14 protein-coding genes and 2 tRNA genes are annotated in these 15,129 nt (G+C 64.8%); 6 read left to right on the top strand and 10 right to left on the bottom strand.

What is annotated here, in order from left to right:
- The first annotated feature begins 25 nt into the window (after nucleotides 1-25).
- The 6 genes from ACOOHP_RS03325 (at nucleotide 26) to ACOOHP_RS03300 (ending at nucleotide 3,172) form a co-directional block, all read left to right on the top strand.
- Nucleotides 26-1,069, top strand: a complete 1,044-nt coding sequence (locus tag ACOOHP_RS03325) for a FecCD family ABC transporter permease (RefSeq protein WP_420465038.1) — start codon at nucleotides 26-28, stop codon at nucleotides 1,067-1,069.
- Nucleotides 1,069-1,872, top strand: a complete 804-nt coding sequence (locus ACOOHP_RS03320) for a heme ABC transporter ATP-binding protein (protein ID WP_420465037.1) — start codon at nucleotides 1,069-1,071, stop codon at nucleotides 1,870-1,872. The genes ACOOHP_RS03325 and ACOOHP_RS03320 overlap by 1 nt, the downstream gene beginning before the upstream one ends.
- A gap of 84 nt (nucleotides 1,873-1,956) precedes the next feature.
- A tRNA-Ala gene (locus ACOOHP_RS03315) sits at nucleotides 1,957-2,032 on the top strand.
- 75 nt (nucleotides 2,033-2,107) lie between these two features.
- Nucleotides 2,108-2,183 (top strand) — tRNA-Glu (locus ACOOHP_RS03310).
- A 364-nt stretch (nucleotides 2,184-2,547) separates the two neighbouring features.
- Nucleotides 2,548-2,772 (top strand): hypothetical protein, encoded by a 225-nt coding sequence (locus ACOOHP_RS03305; RefSeq protein WP_420465036.1) that lies wholly within the window; start codon nucleotides 2,548-2,550, stop codon nucleotides 2,770-2,772.
- 79 nt (nucleotides 2,773-2,851) lie between these two features.
- Complete coding sequence (locus ACOOHP_RS03300) at nucleotides 2,852-3,172, top strand: hypothetical protein (RefSeq protein ID WP_420465035.1); 321 nt, start codon at nucleotides 2,852-2,854, stop codon at nucleotides 3,170-3,172.
- A 224-nt stretch (nucleotides 3,173-3,396) separates the two neighbouring features.
- On the opposite strand, the gene ACOOHP_RS03295 is transcribed toward ACOOHP_RS03300, so the two are convergent.
- From ACOOHP_RS03295 to ACOOHP_RS03250, 10 genes are all read right to left on the bottom strand, one after another.
- Nucleotides 3,397-5,823 (bottom strand): tape measure protein, encoded by a 2,427-nt coding sequence (locus tag ACOOHP_RS03295; RefSeq protein WP_420465034.1) that lies wholly within the window; start codon nucleotides 5,821-5,823, stop codon nucleotides 3,397-3,399.
- 240 nt (nucleotides 5,824-6,063) lie between these two features.
- The gene (locus ACOOHP_RS03290) at nucleotides 6,064-7,026 is read right to left on the bottom strand and encodes an IS5 family transposase (protein WP_420464632.1); all 963 of its coding nucleotides are present in this window, start codon (nucleotides 7,024-7,026) and stop codon (nucleotides 6,064-6,066) included.
- A 63-nt stretch (nucleotides 7,027-7,089) separates the two neighbouring features.
- The gene (locus tag ACOOHP_RS03285; protein ID WP_420465033.1) at nucleotides 7,090-7,881 is read right to left on the bottom strand and encodes a hypothetical protein; all 792 of its coding nucleotides are present in this window, start codon (nucleotides 7,879-7,881) and stop codon (nucleotides 7,090-7,092) included.
- A gap of 187 nt (nucleotides 7,882-8,068) precedes the next feature.
- Complete coding sequence (locus tag ACOOHP_RS03280; RefSeq protein ID WP_420465032.1) at nucleotides 8,069-8,557, bottom strand: DUF1441 family protein; 489 nt, start codon at nucleotides 8,555-8,557, stop codon at nucleotides 8,069-8,071.
- Between the two features lie 166 nt (nucleotides 8,558-8,723).
- Entirely contained in the window at nucleotides 8,724-9,353 is a 630-nt protein-coding gene (locus tag ACOOHP_RS03275) for a hypothetical protein (RefSeq protein WP_420465031.1), read from the bottom strand.
- 229 nt (nucleotides 9,354-9,582) lie between these two features.
- Nucleotides 9,583-11,141, bottom strand: a protein-coding gene (locus ACOOHP_RS03270; RefSeq protein WP_420465030.1) for an IS3 family transposase whose coding sequence is annotated in 2 segments (ribosomal slippage) — nucleotides 9,583-10,703 and nucleotides 10,703-11,141 — 1,560 coding nt in all. Because the reading frame shifts where the segments join, the coding sequence is not laid out codon by codon here.
- 90 nt (nucleotides 11,142-11,231) lie between these two features.
- Nucleotides 11,232-13,499 carry a phage/plasmid primase, P4 family gene (locus ACOOHP_RS03265; protein WP_420465029.1) on the bottom strand — a complete coding sequence of 756 codons (2,268 nt, stop codon included), beginning with the start codon at nucleotides 13,497-13,499 and terminating at the stop codon, nucleotides 11,232-11,234.
- A complete protein-coding gene (locus ACOOHP_RS03260) occupies nucleotides 13,496-13,795 on the bottom strand; it encodes a hypothetical protein (protein WP_420465028.1) in 300 nt (99 codons plus the stop codon). Before ACOOHP_RS03260 ends, ACOOHP_RS03265 begins: the two co-directional genes overlap by 4 nt.
- Before the next feature lie 35 nt (nucleotides 13,796-13,830).
- Nucleotides 13,831-14,058: a helix-turn-helix transcriptional regulator gene (locus tag ACOOHP_RS03255; protein WP_420465027.1), complete on the bottom strand. Its 228-nt coding sequence runs from the start codon at nucleotides 14,056-14,058 to the stop codon at nucleotides 13,831-13,833.
- Nucleotides 14,059-14,233: 175 nt separating this feature from the next.
- The gene (locus ACOOHP_RS03250; RefSeq protein WP_420465026.1) at nucleotides 14,234-14,914 is read right to left on the bottom strand and encodes a hypothetical protein; all 681 of its coding nucleotides are present in this window, start codon (nucleotides 14,912-14,914) and stop codon (nucleotides 14,234-14,236) included.
- Between the last annotated feature and the right edge of the window lie 215 nt (nucleotides 14,915-15,129).

Here is a 15,129-nt window from a genome sequence, read left to right as displayed (position 1 = left end):
GGACGCCTGACGGCACAATGACCGGATGCCGTCGCCCCTGCTCACCCGCAACACCACCATCCTGCTTGCGCTCGCGCTGGCCGCTTTGAGCGCGGCGCTGATCGCGCTCGTATTCGGGCCGATCCCGCTGCAAGTCGTCGACGTATTTCGCGCCCTGTTACTGCCTTGGCGCGACGACCAAGACAGCCTGACGGCCAGCCTGGTCTGGGACTTGCGCGCTCCCCGGGCTTTGCTCGCGCTGATCGTGGGGGCGGCACTCGCCACCGCCGGCGCCGCTATGCAGGGCCTGTTTCGCAACCCCCTCGCCGACCCCGGCCTGGTCGGTGTCGCCAGCGGCAGCGCGCTCGCCGCGGTCACGATGATGGTTGCCGGCGCGATGCTGACCCTGCCCGCAGTCGTCGTTCCCTACGCCGTTCCCGTTGCTGCGTTTTGCGGCGGGCTACTGGCCGCGTGGCTCGCCGCACGCTTGGCCTCCGAACGCGGAGAAACCCGCACCGCGACCCTGCTGCTGGCCGGGCTGGCGATCAATGCGGTGGCCGGGGCCGGGATCGGTCTGCTCGTTCTTTGGGCGGACGAGGCGGCGCTGCGCAACGCCTGGTTCTGGTTGTTCGGCTCACTGGGCAAGGCGGGCTGGACCGAACTGGTGATCTGCGGACCCATCCTGCTGGCGATCGTGCTGTGGCTACCGCGCGAGGCCCCGGCACTCAATGCCCTGCTGCTCGGCGAATCCGAGGCCGGCCACCTCGGCGTGGAGGTGGAAAATTTCAAACGCCGGATACTGCTCCTGGTCGTGCTCGCCGTGGCGCTGTGCGTGGCGCTGGCCGGTCTCATCGGCTTCGTGGGCTTGATCGTTCCGCACCTGCTGAGACTGCTGCTGGGCCCGGATCACCGCTTGATTCTGCCCGCCTCCGCCTTCGGCGGCGCCACCCTGCTGGTACTCGCCGACCTGGCCTCCCGAACGGTATTGAGTCCGGCGGAGATCCCGGTCGGCATACTCACCGCCTTGATCGGCGGGCCGTTCTTCCTGGCCCTGCTGGTCCGCCTGCGCGGCCGCATAGAGGCCTGGTGATGCTGCTCGCCAGCGACGTAAGCGTGATGCTGGGCGCCCGGTCCGTTCTGACCAGCGTGGATCTTCAACTTCAACCGGGCCAGGTGCTGGCAGTGCTGGGCCCCAACGGCGCCGGCAAGAGCACCTTGCTGAAAGTCCTGTCCGGGGAAATTCAGCCGTGCGGTGGCCAGGTTCTGCTATTCGGCAGACCGATGTCGCAATGGCCTGCGCGCGAACTGGCCAGGACCCGTGCGGTCTTGCCCCAGACCGAATCGCTGCGCTTCGGCTTCGGGGTCGAACAAGTCGTCGCCTTGGGGCGCATGCCATGGACAGGCGACGCGCCGGCCGCGACGGTTACCGCGATCAGCGCAGCCCTGGAACTTGCCGGCATCGCCAACTTGCGCCATCGCATCTATACCCAGCTCTCTGCCGGCGAACGCGCTCGGGTCCAGCTGGCTCGGGTGGTGGCGCAGATCTGGAACCCGCTGATCGCAGGCGCACGCCTGCTATTGCTGGACGAACCGACCGCCAGTCTGGATCTGGCGCACCAGCATGAGGTGCTCGGCGCCGTGCGAAGACTCGCGCAGCAGAATGTCGGCGTGGTGATGGTGGTACACGATCTGAATCTGGCCATGCGCTACGCCGATACCGTGCTGATGCTGGCCAACGGGAAACCGGCGCATTTCGGCGCAGTGGCCGACGTGCTGACCGCACCGCACATCGAATCGGTATACGGCATCGCCGTCGAATTGCTGTGGCGACCTGGCGATGCCAGCGCCTGGATCGTTCCGCAGTCCTCGGGGACCCGTCCGACGACGCCCTGATCGCCACATCGGAAAGTGCAGGAAAATTTCGCCACTGCCCGTTGTGAGGCGAAAAGCGCTTGGCTATACTGCGCGGCCTTTCGAGGGGCTATAGCTCAGCTGGGAGAGCGCTTGCATGGCATGCAAGAGGTCGTCGGTTCGATCCCGACTAGCTCCACCAAAGTTTACCGAGATGCCGATCCTACGGCGTCCGGCACGCGCAGAACGCTTCTGCGCAGTGTTGAGAGTTCGCCTCGTTCCCATCGTCTAGAGGCCTAGGACACCTCCCTTTCACGGAGGCGACCGGGGTTCGAATCCCCGTGGGAACGCCATATTTTTCAGAGAGTTAGAAAACTCTCCGCTCCTCGAAGCCAATACTTCCGGAGTTTCTCCGGAATATGTCGTGCCGGCAGCGTCTCCCTACAGCACGCACGAGGCGATAGCGGCCGCCTCGCGACGAAACTGTGACGCCCGCGAGCCGCCGTGCGGCGTCATTTAGGTGTCGCCGCGGTCTTGTACGCGGGATTAGTCGCCCTGATAATCGGAACTGCATGAGGACCATCATGCGCTGTAAACCGTTGAACTCACTTATCCATAGGGGATAAAACAAATGGCAAAGCACAAGGTCGAAGACTTCGGAGGACTTGGATAAGTCGCGCTCCCCAAAGCGTTCCATCCATGATCTGCGAGGTTGATATGAGCGAATCCAGCTACGGCGTCGTACTGGACGCCTTCCCGTCTGATGAAGAAACCATCAGCCCTTCCGAATACATGCGGCGACACTCCGAGGATGCCATGAGCGTCCGCGGTGCTCTATTCCAGCCGCCCAGGTTTGGCCAGAAGGGCTTTGGCACATTCGTGCTGCGCGGTCATCGGCGTCTTTTTGAGGTAGCACCCATTGTCCGACAGCAGCGGCGCTGAAGGCCGGACTCCCGCTAGGAGGGAGAACCGGGACGCGCTGGTCGAAAAGTTTCTCGACGTTCAAGGTCGAGAGATGGACTTGCGTTCCAGCGAACTCAACCGCGGGGCCAAACAGGACGAATACAGCTTTGAGATAGCGAAGCAGTCGATTGCAGCCCAGCAAGAGGATGCTACTGCGGGAAGGACCCACGAGCTAGATTTAATCAAGTGGGGAACTCTGCGTTGGGTCCTAGCTGTGGCGGCGAGTATCGCGGTGTTCCTCACGCTGATCGTTATGGGCCACGTTGATCTAGCTAAGCAGATTGCCAGCCACCTAGGCGTCACGCTGCTGGCAGGATACGGCGGTTTTTATATGGGCAAGAATCGGGCAAAAGAAGAACCTCGGGCAGACTTGAACTGACCGTTTGCCGGGTGTTTACTGTCCCCATCGAGTCATAGTCCCCCCGCTCGAATCAGCAGCGCTCAAACGCAAAAACGGGGCGGAATGACCCGCCCCGCGTTGCACAGTGTCAGCCCCCCGGAGAAAAAACTGTTTTTGGGCAAGCCCGCTGCTGACGTGGTTTTATCCCATCGGGGCACTCACGCCTTATCCCCTCCCGGCGCAAGCCAGGGCTACATGAACTGTCAGCGGACCCCGGGCTTGTTGTGCAACCCGTAGGCCCTTTGCAGGGTGCGACTTAGCGGGCCGTTCTGCGCCACGTCTTCGCGTACCGCACCGATCACGATGCGCCGCAGCTCTGTCCCATCGGGTGCGCGTCGGCTTTCCTCCCGCACCGGTCCGCCGGATTGGTTGATGATCTGAACCACGGTCCCGGCTGAGGTCGTGCGCGTGCCGCTCCCGCCGCCGACATAGCCACCGCTTGAGAACTTCGGCGCGCCGCTGCCGCCCGGCGTAAACCCCTTGTTCAAGGCCTCGAAGGTGTCGCGCCCGAACGCCTTTACCGCCTTGGCATTGATGACGAACTCACCATTGGACAGCCGCGCCAGGATTGAATCGCTGGTCGGACCACCGGGGCCGGCGATATACCCGCCAGCGGCCTTGTACTGCACCGGCCCGAACGGGTCTTGGTTGGCGAAGTCGACCGCGCCAGCGCGCCCCCCGAACAGGCCGCCGATGAATTGCCCCGCTGCGCCACCGGCCAGGTTTGCGGCTATTGACTGCAGTTGCACGCGGATGATGTCTTCGATAATCGCGTCGGCCAGGCTGCGAAAGTCGAATTTCCCTTTCGTGGCCATCTGCGCAATCCCGCCGACAGTCGCTTCAACCCAGCGCGCGCCGGCCTGTTCCATCTGCAGCGTGCCATCCCGCCAGGCCCTGAACATCTGATCCATCGGCCCTTCGGTCGCCCGCTCGATTGACCGCGCCAGGTCGTCCACCGCGGCACCGCTGCGCCGTATGAAGTCGCCAAAAGCTGCGTCGTTGCTCCCGCCGAAGGGCGCACCCTGCGCCGATGCCGCGCCGATGATGCCGGACGACGCCATGGCGTCCAGGGCGTTGGCGTCCTGCAGTCGGCGCCGTTCTGCCGGGTCGGCAAACTCGCTGCGGCGATCACGGGCCGCGATGCGGTCTTGGATCGCCTGTAGTTCGCGCTCGGCATTGCTGCGGATGTCGGCCAGCGCAATGGCCGCCTCGCTGCGGTCGAACCATCGGTTGACTAGGTCGGCGCCGTCGGCACTGTCTCCGAGCTTGGCGATATGGGCGTCGTATTCGTCGCGCAGTTCGGCCAGCGCGGCCGCGGAGTCGCCCTGTTCGGCGCGCAGGTTGTCCAGGTGCAGGCGTCTGCGCAATTCGGCTTGCTCGCGCAGCCGCTGGTCTTCAGCGTCGACCATCTGCGCGAAGTGCGCCGCTGCGTCCTGCTGATGCTTGATCGCGGCTTGCGCGCCGGTCTCGCTGCCGCTGCCACTGGCCGCGCCCGGTTTCGTTGGCGCGTCCAGTTCTTCGCGGATGCCGAGTAGCTTGCGCATTTCGTCGGCGCGCTGCTTGATGCCGGCCAAGGCCTGTTGCCCGTAAACGGTTTGCTCTTGCCCTATGGCTTTGAGGTACGCGAAATGTTCAGCGAGCTTTGCGGCTTCCTGCTGCAGTAGGGCGATGCGTTCGCGCGGCGGCATCGCACGCTCGCCAGTGTCGCCGTCGCCGCTGCCGAACTGGCCAGCCGCCGCGTATCCACCGATACCCCCGATGGCCGCACCCGCCACCCGGCCTATCACCGCGCCACCGGGGCCACCGAGTGCGCCTAGTGCGGTCCCGATGCCGGCCCCGAGCTTCGCCGTCTGCAGGCCAACCACGATGCGCAACAGGGTGCCGCCGTGCTCTGCCATGAATGCCGCCAGGCTCCCCACGGTCTGACCCAGCGTGCGAATTGAATTGACGAACTCCGGGTCCTTGAATTTCTCCGTCAGCAGGCCGGCCGAATCCGACAGGTCGTCGAGTAGACCGGACTCCGCGAATTCCAATTTCAATTCCGTCAGCGCCGTCTGCAGGCGGTTGAAGCTCGCCAGCGCGCTGCCGGTGGCCTCGCTTGCCGCGGCGCCGAACTCTTGCCGTAGTACCGGAATCAAGCGCGTGATGAGCATCTCTGCGGTCAGCTCGCCGCGCTCCAACATCTTGTCCAGTTCGCCAGTCGTCACGTCCATGGCTTTCGCCGCCAGGGAGAACGCGCCGGGTAGCGATTCGCCCAACTGACCGCGCAGTTCTTCGGCTTGCACCTTGCCCTTGGACATCATCTGTCCGAAGGCCAGGAAAATGCGCTGCAATTGGTTCTGATCGAGCGCCAGCGCCGCGGCCGACTCAGACAGCGCGGTGTAAAGGTTCTTGACCGTCTGAAAATCCGTCCCGCTGTCCTTGGCGGATGCGGCCAGGCGCTTGAACCCGTCGGCGGATGTCAGCAGCGGCAAGCCCAAGCGCTCGGCTTCGGCGCGGATGAAGCGCAAGGCTTCCTCGGCACCGGTGGACGATCCGGTGACGGCTTTTAGTGCGCGCTCGATCGCTTCGAACTGCAGCGCGGTATCCACTGAGCCGCGGAGAAAGTCGGCGCCCGCGTAGGCGGCCACGGCACCACCCGCCAGCCCCGGCAGTCCAATTCCGCCCGTGATGCCAGCGCCCATGCCGCCCAAGCCACCAGCGGCCGCCCTGATCGAATTCAGCCGCGTCAGCACGCCGCCTAGGGATTCTCTGATTTACCTGGTGACTGGCGCCCCAAGCCGATAAGAAATCCGAATTATGGGTGCTTGGATCGCCTCGGATGCCTCGTTTCTTGGCCTTTCGGCCTCAATCGCTGTGCAGCAGGCGGATTACGCCTGCTGCAGCTTCATCAATTGAGCGCGCGCCAGGTACAGGTTGGCCAGCGCGCAGGTCACCTGCAGCCGGTGCAGGTTCTTCGCCAGACCGCGGTAGCGGACCTTGGTAAAACCGAAGCGCAGCTTGATCACCGCAAAGACGTGCTCGACCTTGGCGCGCACCTTGGACTTGGTCCGGTTCTTCGCCCGCTCTGATTCGTCGATGACGCCCTTGAGACGGTAGCGCCGGTTGGTGAAATCCAGCGCCTGCGGGGCCTTCTCACGAATGACGCTGCCCTGACCGCGATACGCCTGATCACCCCACACCCGCGTCTCCTGGCCGTGCAGCAGTTCCGGCAATACCCGGCAGTCGGCCACGTTCGCCGCCGTGGCTTGTACCGAATGAATCAGCCGGGTCCGGCTGTCGACACCCACGTGCGCCTTCATGCCGAAGTACCACTGGTTGCCTTTCTTGGTCTGGTGCATCTCGGGATCGCGCTGCTGTTGCTGATTCTTGGTCGAACTCGGCGCGCCAATGATCGTGGCATCCACGATCGTCCCTTTGCTGATCTTGAAGCCCTGCTCCTGAAGGTAGCGCTGGACCTGGTCAAACAGCGGCTTGCCCAGGGTGTTGCGCTCCAGCAGGTGGCGGAACTTGCAGATCGTGGTTTCGTCCGGCGGCGCCTCCAGGCCCAGGTCAATCCCCGCAAAACGGCGCATCGACGCCGAGTCGTACAAGGCCTCCTCGGCCGCCGGGTCCGACAGATCGAACCACTGCTGCAGAAAGTAGATCCGCAGCATCCGCTCCAGTGCTATCGGTGGCCGTCCGCCGCTGCCGGTATCCTTGAAGTAATACGGCTCGATCACCTCGCACAGCGAGGACCACGGCATCACCGAGTCCATCTGCTCCAGGAAGCGCGCCCGCTTGGTCGTGCGCGCGTACTTCTCAAATCCACTGCCCAGGCTCTGTTGCTTCATCAAAGTCATCCGTCTGTCCGTTCCAGATTGAAACGCAAACAGCGTGCAACTTCGAGAGGTAAATCAGAGAATCCCTAGTTCGGCTTTCAGTGCGCTGATCCGGGCGCGGGCTGCGGACGACGCCCCGGCCATTTCGTTGAAGGTTATGGCACCTTCGGCGCGTAGTCGGCGATAGACCGCCAGCGCTTGCCGAACGGTCGCGATCTCGCCTTGTATCTCGCGGAATGACCGCACGCCCAAGGCGCCCGGCGCGGATGCCTGAGCGCGCGCCGCTTCGGCGATACCCGAGAACAAGGCCTGCGCCTGCGCGGCTGACTGCGCACGGGCCGCAGCGGTCGCCCTGCTGACGGCTGTCAGGCTCGCGGCGGCACCGGGTGCAGTAGACACGCCGTCGGCACGCAAAGCGGCCTGCAGGCGTCCGGCTTGGGTAACGCTACTACGCAATGCGCTCTCTGCGCCGCGTACTTGTGAGGTCAGTTCCTTGTAGGCGCCAGACAGCGGGCGAATCTGCGCGGCGCCCATGGCCAAGCGCTGCTGCTCTGCGTTGACATTGCCCAAGTCGACGCCCGCATCGCGCAGCGTGGCTGATAGCTCACGCTCCCGGGCCGCGAGCGCTGCCAGGCTCGCTTCGGATTTCTGCGCGGCCGTGGTGAGTTTCTGCAGCTCTGCGGCTTGGCGTCTGGTCGGCGCCGCCGACAGCACGTCCGATCCACCGGCCGCGGGTACGAACCGCGAAGCTGCGGCTTTCTGTTCGGCGGCCGCGATCTTCTCGCGGAGTGTCAGCAACTGGCGCAGCGTCGCTAGCTGGCCGCCGGCCTGATTGGCGCTGACGATTGAACCAGCCACGTCGCGCATCTTCGTGCGTAGGCGATCAAGCTGCGCGCCAGCGGATACGGCGCTTTCGCGCAGGCCGCCTAGCTTGTTGATACGCGCGATGTCGCGGCTTACGTCCTGCGCGACTTTCGAGAACGTATTGACCAGCGACTGGCCGGCGCGGCTGGCCTCTTTCGAGTCCGCCGTGATCTTGAGTGCTACGACACGATCAGCCACGGGCGAATTCCTCCAGGGTCTTGCGTGCGGGCGCCAAATATCGGCGCGCTGTTTCGACCATCTGCGGAGTGCAGCCGCAGTCCGGCATGCCCGCCAGCGCGGTGTCGATCATGCGGTTCATGAGTGAAGCGACCCGCGCGTTCACCGCTGCGAACTCCGCCGCGGGAATCAGACCAGCTTCGCGACGCGCTACCGCGAGCCGGACGTTTTCCCCGTGATACCACGCGGAACGGTCAGTGGGCTTGAGGTCGTCCGGGTTGCCCGCTGCCGCAGCGTGCGAAGGCGGTCCAACTGCTAGCCATATCTCGCGCAGGGACCAGACGCGATTGCGCCCGCGCCAGGTCGGGCCGGTGTCGGTTTCGCGCAAGCGCTTTCGAATGTAATCGCGGTCATGGCCGGTGATGGTTGCGGCAGTGCGCAAACTGATGAATACGTCTTCGGTTGGTTCTGCCGGCAGCTCTTTTGCTTTCTTGGCTCTCATCTCAACTCTCTCTCTCCATGGCCGGCGGATATTTGCGCCCGCCGAAAAACACACGAAACCGGGGGTCTCCGTCCTCGCGCCTTTCGGAGCACCAGGGGAGGACCCAAGCCCGATTTACCTATTCGTTTTTGTCGGGCGAATAGGAACAACGGGTAAGGGTCGCGGCCTACTGCTTTCGAAACAGGCCAAGCGCTGCGGCGGCGACACGCACGCTTTGGCCGCGGCTCACTGCTAACTGATCTGCGAGGGCGTGCAGGCGTCCATCGAAACGCGGGGTGGCTTGTAGGTGGGGCAGTTCACCGGCATCAGATGAAGGTAGGTGCAAGTCTTGGGCGACGTGCTCGGCGCTTTTCCAACCGACAGGTTCGCCGCCCATGTTTTCGATTGCCTTCTGAGCGGACCGCAAGGCCGCTTCCAGGCGCGTGATCTCTGCGCTTGCGCTCACTACGTTGCGCGCTGCTTTGTCGTATGCGACCAGGGCTTTCGCGTGCGTGGCGGCCAGCTCGCGGGCTGCGTCCACGCGAGCCTGCAACGTATCGGCATGTTCCAGGCTCGCGGCGACGGCTTGCGCGCGCTCCAAGGCTGCGCGGCGAGTGTGCAGGGCGGCCAGAGATGCTTTGGCGTCTTGCACTGCGGTCAGCGCTGCAGTCTCGCCAGCGCCGGCCAGCATCGCTTCATCTAGCGCGTGTTCCAGTGCAGGCAATGCCGAATCCGCGGAGGCAATCTCCGCGTCTAGGGTCGCGAGTGCCGCAGCCAGCTCTGCGACGGTTCGGGCTTTTTTCGGTAGTAGGTTCATGCGGGGGGTTCTCGATAGGGGTCAGGGTCAACGGGGCAGGCGCTGCGCGTGGTGGCCCGCGGCTTGATGACCACGCGCACGGCCTTGTCGAAGGTCTCCGAAGGCATCGAAGGGATTTACCCCGTTTCCCTATTAAGTCTTTACGCGCGCGCGCACATGGGAGCGCTATAGGAGAATGGCCTAAAAGCCTTCGATGCCTCGGCGCGCGTCAAGGTAGTTGCCGCCTCATTCATGCAGCGAGTTGCTTAAAGGTTTCGGCGACGTGGGTGTTGATGACGCAGTCGCGTTCGGGGTTGAGGGTGACGGCGAGTACCGGCGACCAGTTTCGCGTTGCGCCTGACCATCGTGCAGGGTTTCGTTCGCGGGCTTGGGCGTAGAGCGCGTGGCGCGCCGCCAGGATCGGACCATCGCTGCCGTCGTGGCGCTGTGCCGGGCTGACGTAGCGGATGCCGCTGTGGCGATGATCGATGTTGTACCAGCGCACGAAGCCGGCTGCCCAGGCGCGCGCTGCCGCCAGGTCTTCGAATCCTCTGGCCGGAAACTCGGGCCGGTACTTGGCGGTGCGGAAGAGCGATTCCGCGTAGGCGTTGTCGTCGCTCACCCGCGGCCGCGAGTAGGAGGGCTTCACTCCGAGCCAGTGCAGCATCGCCAGCACCGTGGTGGCCTTGAGCGTGGCGCCGTTGTCGCCGTGCAGCACGGGCTTGTTCACCAGGGCCGCAATGCCCTCTGCCAGGGCGGTGCGCCGCACCAGATGCGCTGCGTGATCGGCATGGTCGCGGTCATGGACCTCCCAGCCGACGATCTTGCGGCTGTAGAGGTCGAGAATCAGGTAGAGGTGATACCAGCGTCCCAGCACCGTGGCCGGCAGATAGGTCATGTCCCAGCACCACACCTGGCGCGGTGCAGTGGCGATGTGGGTGGTCGGTGGGCGTACCGTGTGCGGCTCGCGGGCGCGTCCACGGTGAGTGGCTTGGCCATGTGCTCGCAGCACACGCGCGAAGCTGGACTCGCTGGCTAGGTACACGCCTTCGTCGGCCAGCATCGGCACGATGCGCGCTGGCGGCACGGCCTCAAAGCGCGGCTCATTAGCCACGCGCAAGAGCTCGGCACGCTCGGCCAGGCTCAGGGCATGCGCCGGTGTGGGTCGGACGGCCTGGGGCCTTCCATCGCCGTCCACGAGCCCCCCGCACGCTCTCCAGCGCTGCAGGGTGCGGGTGTCGATGCCCGCGGTGTCGCACGCGGCGTGCAGCCGGGCACCGGCACCCTGGGCGATTTGAATGTTGTGGGCCAGGCGTTGGCGATCTTCGAGGTCGATCATTCGTCCTCTGCCTTGTTGAAGATCGCCGCGAGTTTTTTTGAAAGGACCAGCAGAGCCGCCGTCTCCGCCAGCGCCCGGTCCTTGCGCAGCAGGTCGCGCTCCAGCTCCTTGATGCGCTTGCGGTCCTGTCGCGTCGCCTGCGGACTGGCACGGGCTTCTTCGGGTTCCGCCAGTGCGGCCGTTGCGCTGGCCCGCCACTTCTCCAACTCCGTCGGAAATACACCCTGTTCCCGGCACCACACACTCCGATCCGCTTCGGCCATCGGTGCTGTTGCAATCACCGCCTCCAGACGCGATCCCGCGGTCCACGTCCGAGCCTTCACCGGCCCGGACTGCGTCTGCTCTCGCCAACGCTGCAAGGTCTGGGCACCCACTCCCACTGCTAACGCCACGTCTTCCACCGCCGCGCTTTCAGGCGGCAACAGCCGCGCTACCGCGCGGTCCTTGAATCCTTGTCCGTATCGAGCCACGTTCTACCTTCATTGACGCCCCCAGGGATGGTCCTATCAAGGCGGCAACTATTCTGACGCGGGGGGGCCTTCGGAAAGCTTCGCCCGTGGTCATGAGACACCCGCCGGGAAGCCTGCGCCGTGGTCATTCCGCAGCGTCAGTCCGCGAAAGCCGCTGCGGCGCGTGGTCGGATGCAGTGCTTTTTCAAATCCGCGCCGGGCGAGGTCCGCGGCGAACCTCTTCAGCGACCCAACATATCCGCCGTTCGCCTGCGCCCATCCGGAATAGGCGTGGAACATCAGGTTCGACTCTGTGAAGGCGTCCCGGGTAGCGCTCGCGCATTCCTGATCCAGCCATCGGCCTATATCGTCTTCGTCGGCAAAATAGTCCTTCGTGGCTTCACGGATCGCCGCGGGCATCGCCTGCAGGCCGTCGCGCTGCCACATCGCCGCGCCTTCGAGAACCCATCCGAGTATCCCGTCGGATTCGGCCCGCAGCTTCAAGCGCAGTTCCGGGTCAGGCTTGGCGGGCTTCCGCTCGAAGGGAATTAGGCGTAATCGACGACGCAAACCATCCTCGACGTTTCGGACGTGCGGGCGATGGTTGCCGGCGAATACCAGCTTGCACGTTGGGACGAATTCAAAGAAGTCGCCCCGCATGTATCGCGCTGCGATGCGGTCGCCCCCCGACACCGCCTTGATGCGGGACTCATGCCAGCGCGCGCCTTGCTCAGTTTCGCTGGCAATCACCAGGCGGGCGCCCATCAGCGAGGCGAGCCCGGTAGGGTGCTGGTCGTTGGCGGACAACGTGAACAGCGCCATGTCGGCCGTCTGCGCGTAGTCGCCGAATACTTCCGCGATGGTTTCCAGAAACGTGGTTTTCCCGGTGCCTCCAGTCCCATAGATGAAGTGAACGAGATGCTCGCGGGTCGACCCGGTCGTGGCGTAGCCGGCGAGCTTCTGCAGGTAGCCGATCAGCTCCGCATCTCCGCCAGTGGCGTCGTATAGGAACGCGAGCCACGTTGGGCATCTATCGCCGATGCCCGCCGCGGCGATCTTGCTGCACAGCGCCGACGGGTCGTGTGGCCGCACCGCGCCGGTCTGTAGGTCGACCAGGCCGGCGCGCGTGTTCAGTGTCCAAGGGTCTGCGTCGAACGCGGCCAGGCTTACCGCGTGCGTGCGATCCGCTTTAAGCAGTGTTTCCACGTCGGCCACTGTCCGGCGTGATCGGATACGCGCTGCAGCGCCGTCTGCGCGGGCTGGTCGGTTCGGATCGGCGCGAAGCATCGCATCGCGCTGGCGGGCGGCCTCGAGGTGGCAGATGCCGCGCACCAGGTCGGAAACCGCGCGGGTCGTGTCGAGGGCGTAGCGCTGACCATCCCACAAGAACCAGGCCGCCCGCTGGTCGCAATAGCGCGCGGCGGCGCCGATCTTCGCGGTTGCGATGCAGGCCAAACCAAAGTCGGAAACCGCGCCCGGCTCGCGGGTGAGCGTGGCGGGTGCTATCGGCTCCGGGACGCTTGGCGTTACGTTGCCGAACTGCACTTCGGCCGAAGCGTTTCCAGCCGCGCCCTTGGCGTACTTGAAAGCGTGCGCGACCTTTTCCTGCAGGCGGTCCGCGGTCCAACCGCAACCGTCGTCCCAAGCCTCACTGAGCATGAGGTCGAGCGCGGTAGACGCGCTGCAACCGAAGTCGCGGCCTTTGCACGCGGTGTTGAACGCGCAGGCGTCACCGCCATCGCCCTTGACGCTGCGCGGCGCCGTCTTCAGCCACTCCGCGAAGCGCTCACCGGCGCGGTCTTCGTCGACCGTGGGCGCCGCACCGTCGGGCAGCTCTGCGCGTTCCTTCGAAATGCCGCACCGCAGAATCAGTTCTGCGGGCGCTGGCGCCGGGGGTAGTTCGTTGATGGTGTAGCGGCCGGCGGGCACTACCGATCCTGCGCCCACAATGAAACCGCCGCGGCCTCGCACGTCCAGGCCACTGCCGAGCTTGCCTACAGAATTCGCAACCGGCGTCGACGTGCGCATGACGTGATGCGCGCCACCCGTCGGCGTGCGCTGTTCGGTCGTCGCGGGCAGCTCCAGGCCTTCAAGCTCTAAGCGCAATAGCGATTCGGCCCCGCACTTGCCGTTTTTATTGTCTTCGTCGACCACGCAAAGGCTTTCGCCATCGTCGCCGAAGGTCGACGTGGATATGCCGACGTTGTAGTCGTGCTCCCAACCCAGGACATCATCCACCCACCAGGCTTGAATCTGCCCGTGGTCGCGGGTGGCGCGGTCGGCGAAATTGTCGATTGCCGGCAGCTTCGATCCGGGCAACAACGGGAACACATAAAAGCCGCGGTCGGCGAGCGCGAGCGCCGCTTGGCAAAAACTCACGCGCCCCCCGCTGGCGCTTTGGCACCTTGGGCTTCGGCCAGCATGTGGGCTTCGGCGGCCAACCGGCGGAGCAGCTCGGTAACGTCGCGCAGCCCTTGGGCTGTATCCGGGGGCGCGGTTCGCAATGCGGTCTGGAGCGCCGCGAACAAGCTGGCCGGCGCGGGTGGCCGTTCGGCGCGTAGCCCGGCCATGCGGGAACCGAGCGCCCGCAGGTCGTCTGCGATGCACTGGAAAGGTTGATGCGATGCCGACGCCTTGCGGCAGTCGTTGGCGGCCGCGAACAGTGCGCGGGCCATGGTTTCGGAATCTGCCAGGCAATCGCGATAAAACATCAGGCTGCGCCGGTTGGACTTGGCGCGCGGTAACCCTCTGAATCGGTTAGGTACTTGCGTAATTCGCCCACAATCACGCCGCTTGATCGGCCGCCGGCCAGCTTGACCACGGGGGGCACCCGGCCGGCTTTCGCGAGGCTATAGAAAGTGCTGCGACTGAAGCCGGTGACCGCGAGGGCATCTGGAATGCGGACTCGGGCGTCGGCGGGAAGCTGGTCGAACTGCATGCTGGGCCGTCCTGTGGAATGTCACTGCGTGTTGCAGCTAGACCAGGAATATCAAGCGACCCAGCGCACCGCGAACCTCAACCGCTGCCGCCGGTCCGCTTGCCTCAGTGCAAAGCCCCGTGGCTGCTCGCGGGCACAGAAAGTCGGATCGCTTTTGTTCCCGTGCCTCGCGCGGCTATTCGCCCTTTCTTTGGCTGCTTTTGCGCAAAGCCTTCATGCGCTGCCATGCGCCCCGCATGGCCCCCGCGGTGATCGGCGCGCCAAGGTGACGGTCGCTCCAAAGCGCGGCCGCCGCCTCGAATGCGTTTCGCGGGGCGGTGCCATCAGCCCGTTGGCCGTTCTCCCAAGGAATCTTTTCATCAGCGCGGAGGTGGACCTCGAAGGCGCGCGTGAGAGTCGAGGGCATTTCGTCGACGATGGCGGCCTTGATTGCATCGGGATCAAATGGTCCGCCTTTGCGCGGGCGCCCGTTTGCGGGGCCAAGCTTCGCGGCGGCCGCGTATTCGTCTGGCGACTCTAGGGCAAGCCTCACGACATATTCGAAGTCGGCGAGCAGGGCCGCCGGAACTGCGAGCCCGCCGGCCAGCGCGTCCACGATTGCGATTGCGCTATCGCGCAGTGCGCTGTCGCGTCGTAGTTTTTGCAGCTCCCGAGAATCGCAGACGCCCTTGGCCCGCGCGGCCTTGTGCTTTCTGCGTTGTTCCGCCGCGCGACGCAAGTTTTCCATTTGCAGCGGGTTTGCCTGCATACGGTCGAAAAATTTCTGCTGCGCTGACTTTGGATCGCCACCGCGGGAGCGAACCGCGGCATCCCAGGTGCCGGATTTTTCTGGCAGGCCCGCGGTCTGCGTCAGCACGAAAAAGGGGTGCTCCGGTTGGTGCCCTTTAGGCGAGCCCTTCACTGTTTACTGCCGGGCGCTGGCGAGCAAGGCCCGCACTGCGGCCAGGGCGCCGTAAACATCTGCCGCTGCCAAGCTTTCGGATTGCGGACTATCGACGGCACACATTAACGCCTTTATCGCGCTGTCGGCCATGTCCAGGACGGTTTGCTGGTCTGGTGAAGCTTCCATCG

The sequence above is a fragment of the Panacagrimonas sp. genome (genome assembly GCF_965216805.1).
GTDB lineage: Bacteria > Pseudomonadota > Gammaproteobacteria > Nevskiales > Nevskiaceae > Panacagrimonas.
Note: the sequence above shows the minus strand (reverse complement) of the source record. Positions and strands in the feature narration are given on the sequence as shown.

What these genes read in the sequence shown, in the direction of transcription:
- ACOOHP_RS03325 (WP_420465038.1), top strand. Translation starts at nt 26, where the DNA reads ATGCCGTCGCCCCTGCTCACCCGCAACACCACCATCCTGCTTGCGCTC.
- ACOOHP_RS03255 (WP_420465027.1), bottom strand. Translation starts at nt 14,058, where the DNA reads ATGCAGTTCGACCAGCTTCCCGCCGACGCCCGAGTCCGCATTCCAGAT.
- ACOOHP_RS03290 (WP_420464632.1), bottom strand. Translation starts at nt 7,026, where the DNA reads ATGAAGCAACAGAGCCTGGGCAGTGGATTTGAGAAGTACGCGCGCACG.
- ACOOHP_RS03285 (WP_420465033.1), bottom strand. Translation starts at nt 7,881, where the DNA reads ATGCGCGACGTGGCTGGTTCAATCGTCAGCGCCAATCAGGCCGGCGGC.
- ACOOHP_RS03260 (WP_420465028.1), bottom strand. Translation starts at nt 13,795, where the DNA reads ATGGCCCGCGCACTGTTCGCGGCCGCCAACGACTGCCGCAAGGCGTCG.
- ACOOHP_RS03280 (WP_420465032.1), bottom strand. Translation starts at nt 8,557, where the DNA reads ATGAGAGCCAAGAAAGCAAAAGAGCTGCCGGCAGAACCAACCGAAGAC.
- ACOOHP_RS03305 (WP_420465036.1), top strand. Translation starts at nt 2,548, where the DNA reads ATGAGCGAATCCAGCTACGGCGTCGTACTGGACGCCTTCCCGTCTGAT.
- ACOOHP_RS03320 (WP_420465037.1), top strand. Translation starts at nt 1,069, where the DNA reads ATGCTGCTCGCCAGCGACGTAAGCGTGATGCTGGGCGCCCGGTCCGTT.
- ACOOHP_RS03275 (WP_420465031.1), bottom strand. Translation starts at nt 9,353, where the DNA reads ATGAACCTACTACCGAAAAAAGCCCGAACCGTCGCAGAGCTGGCTGCG.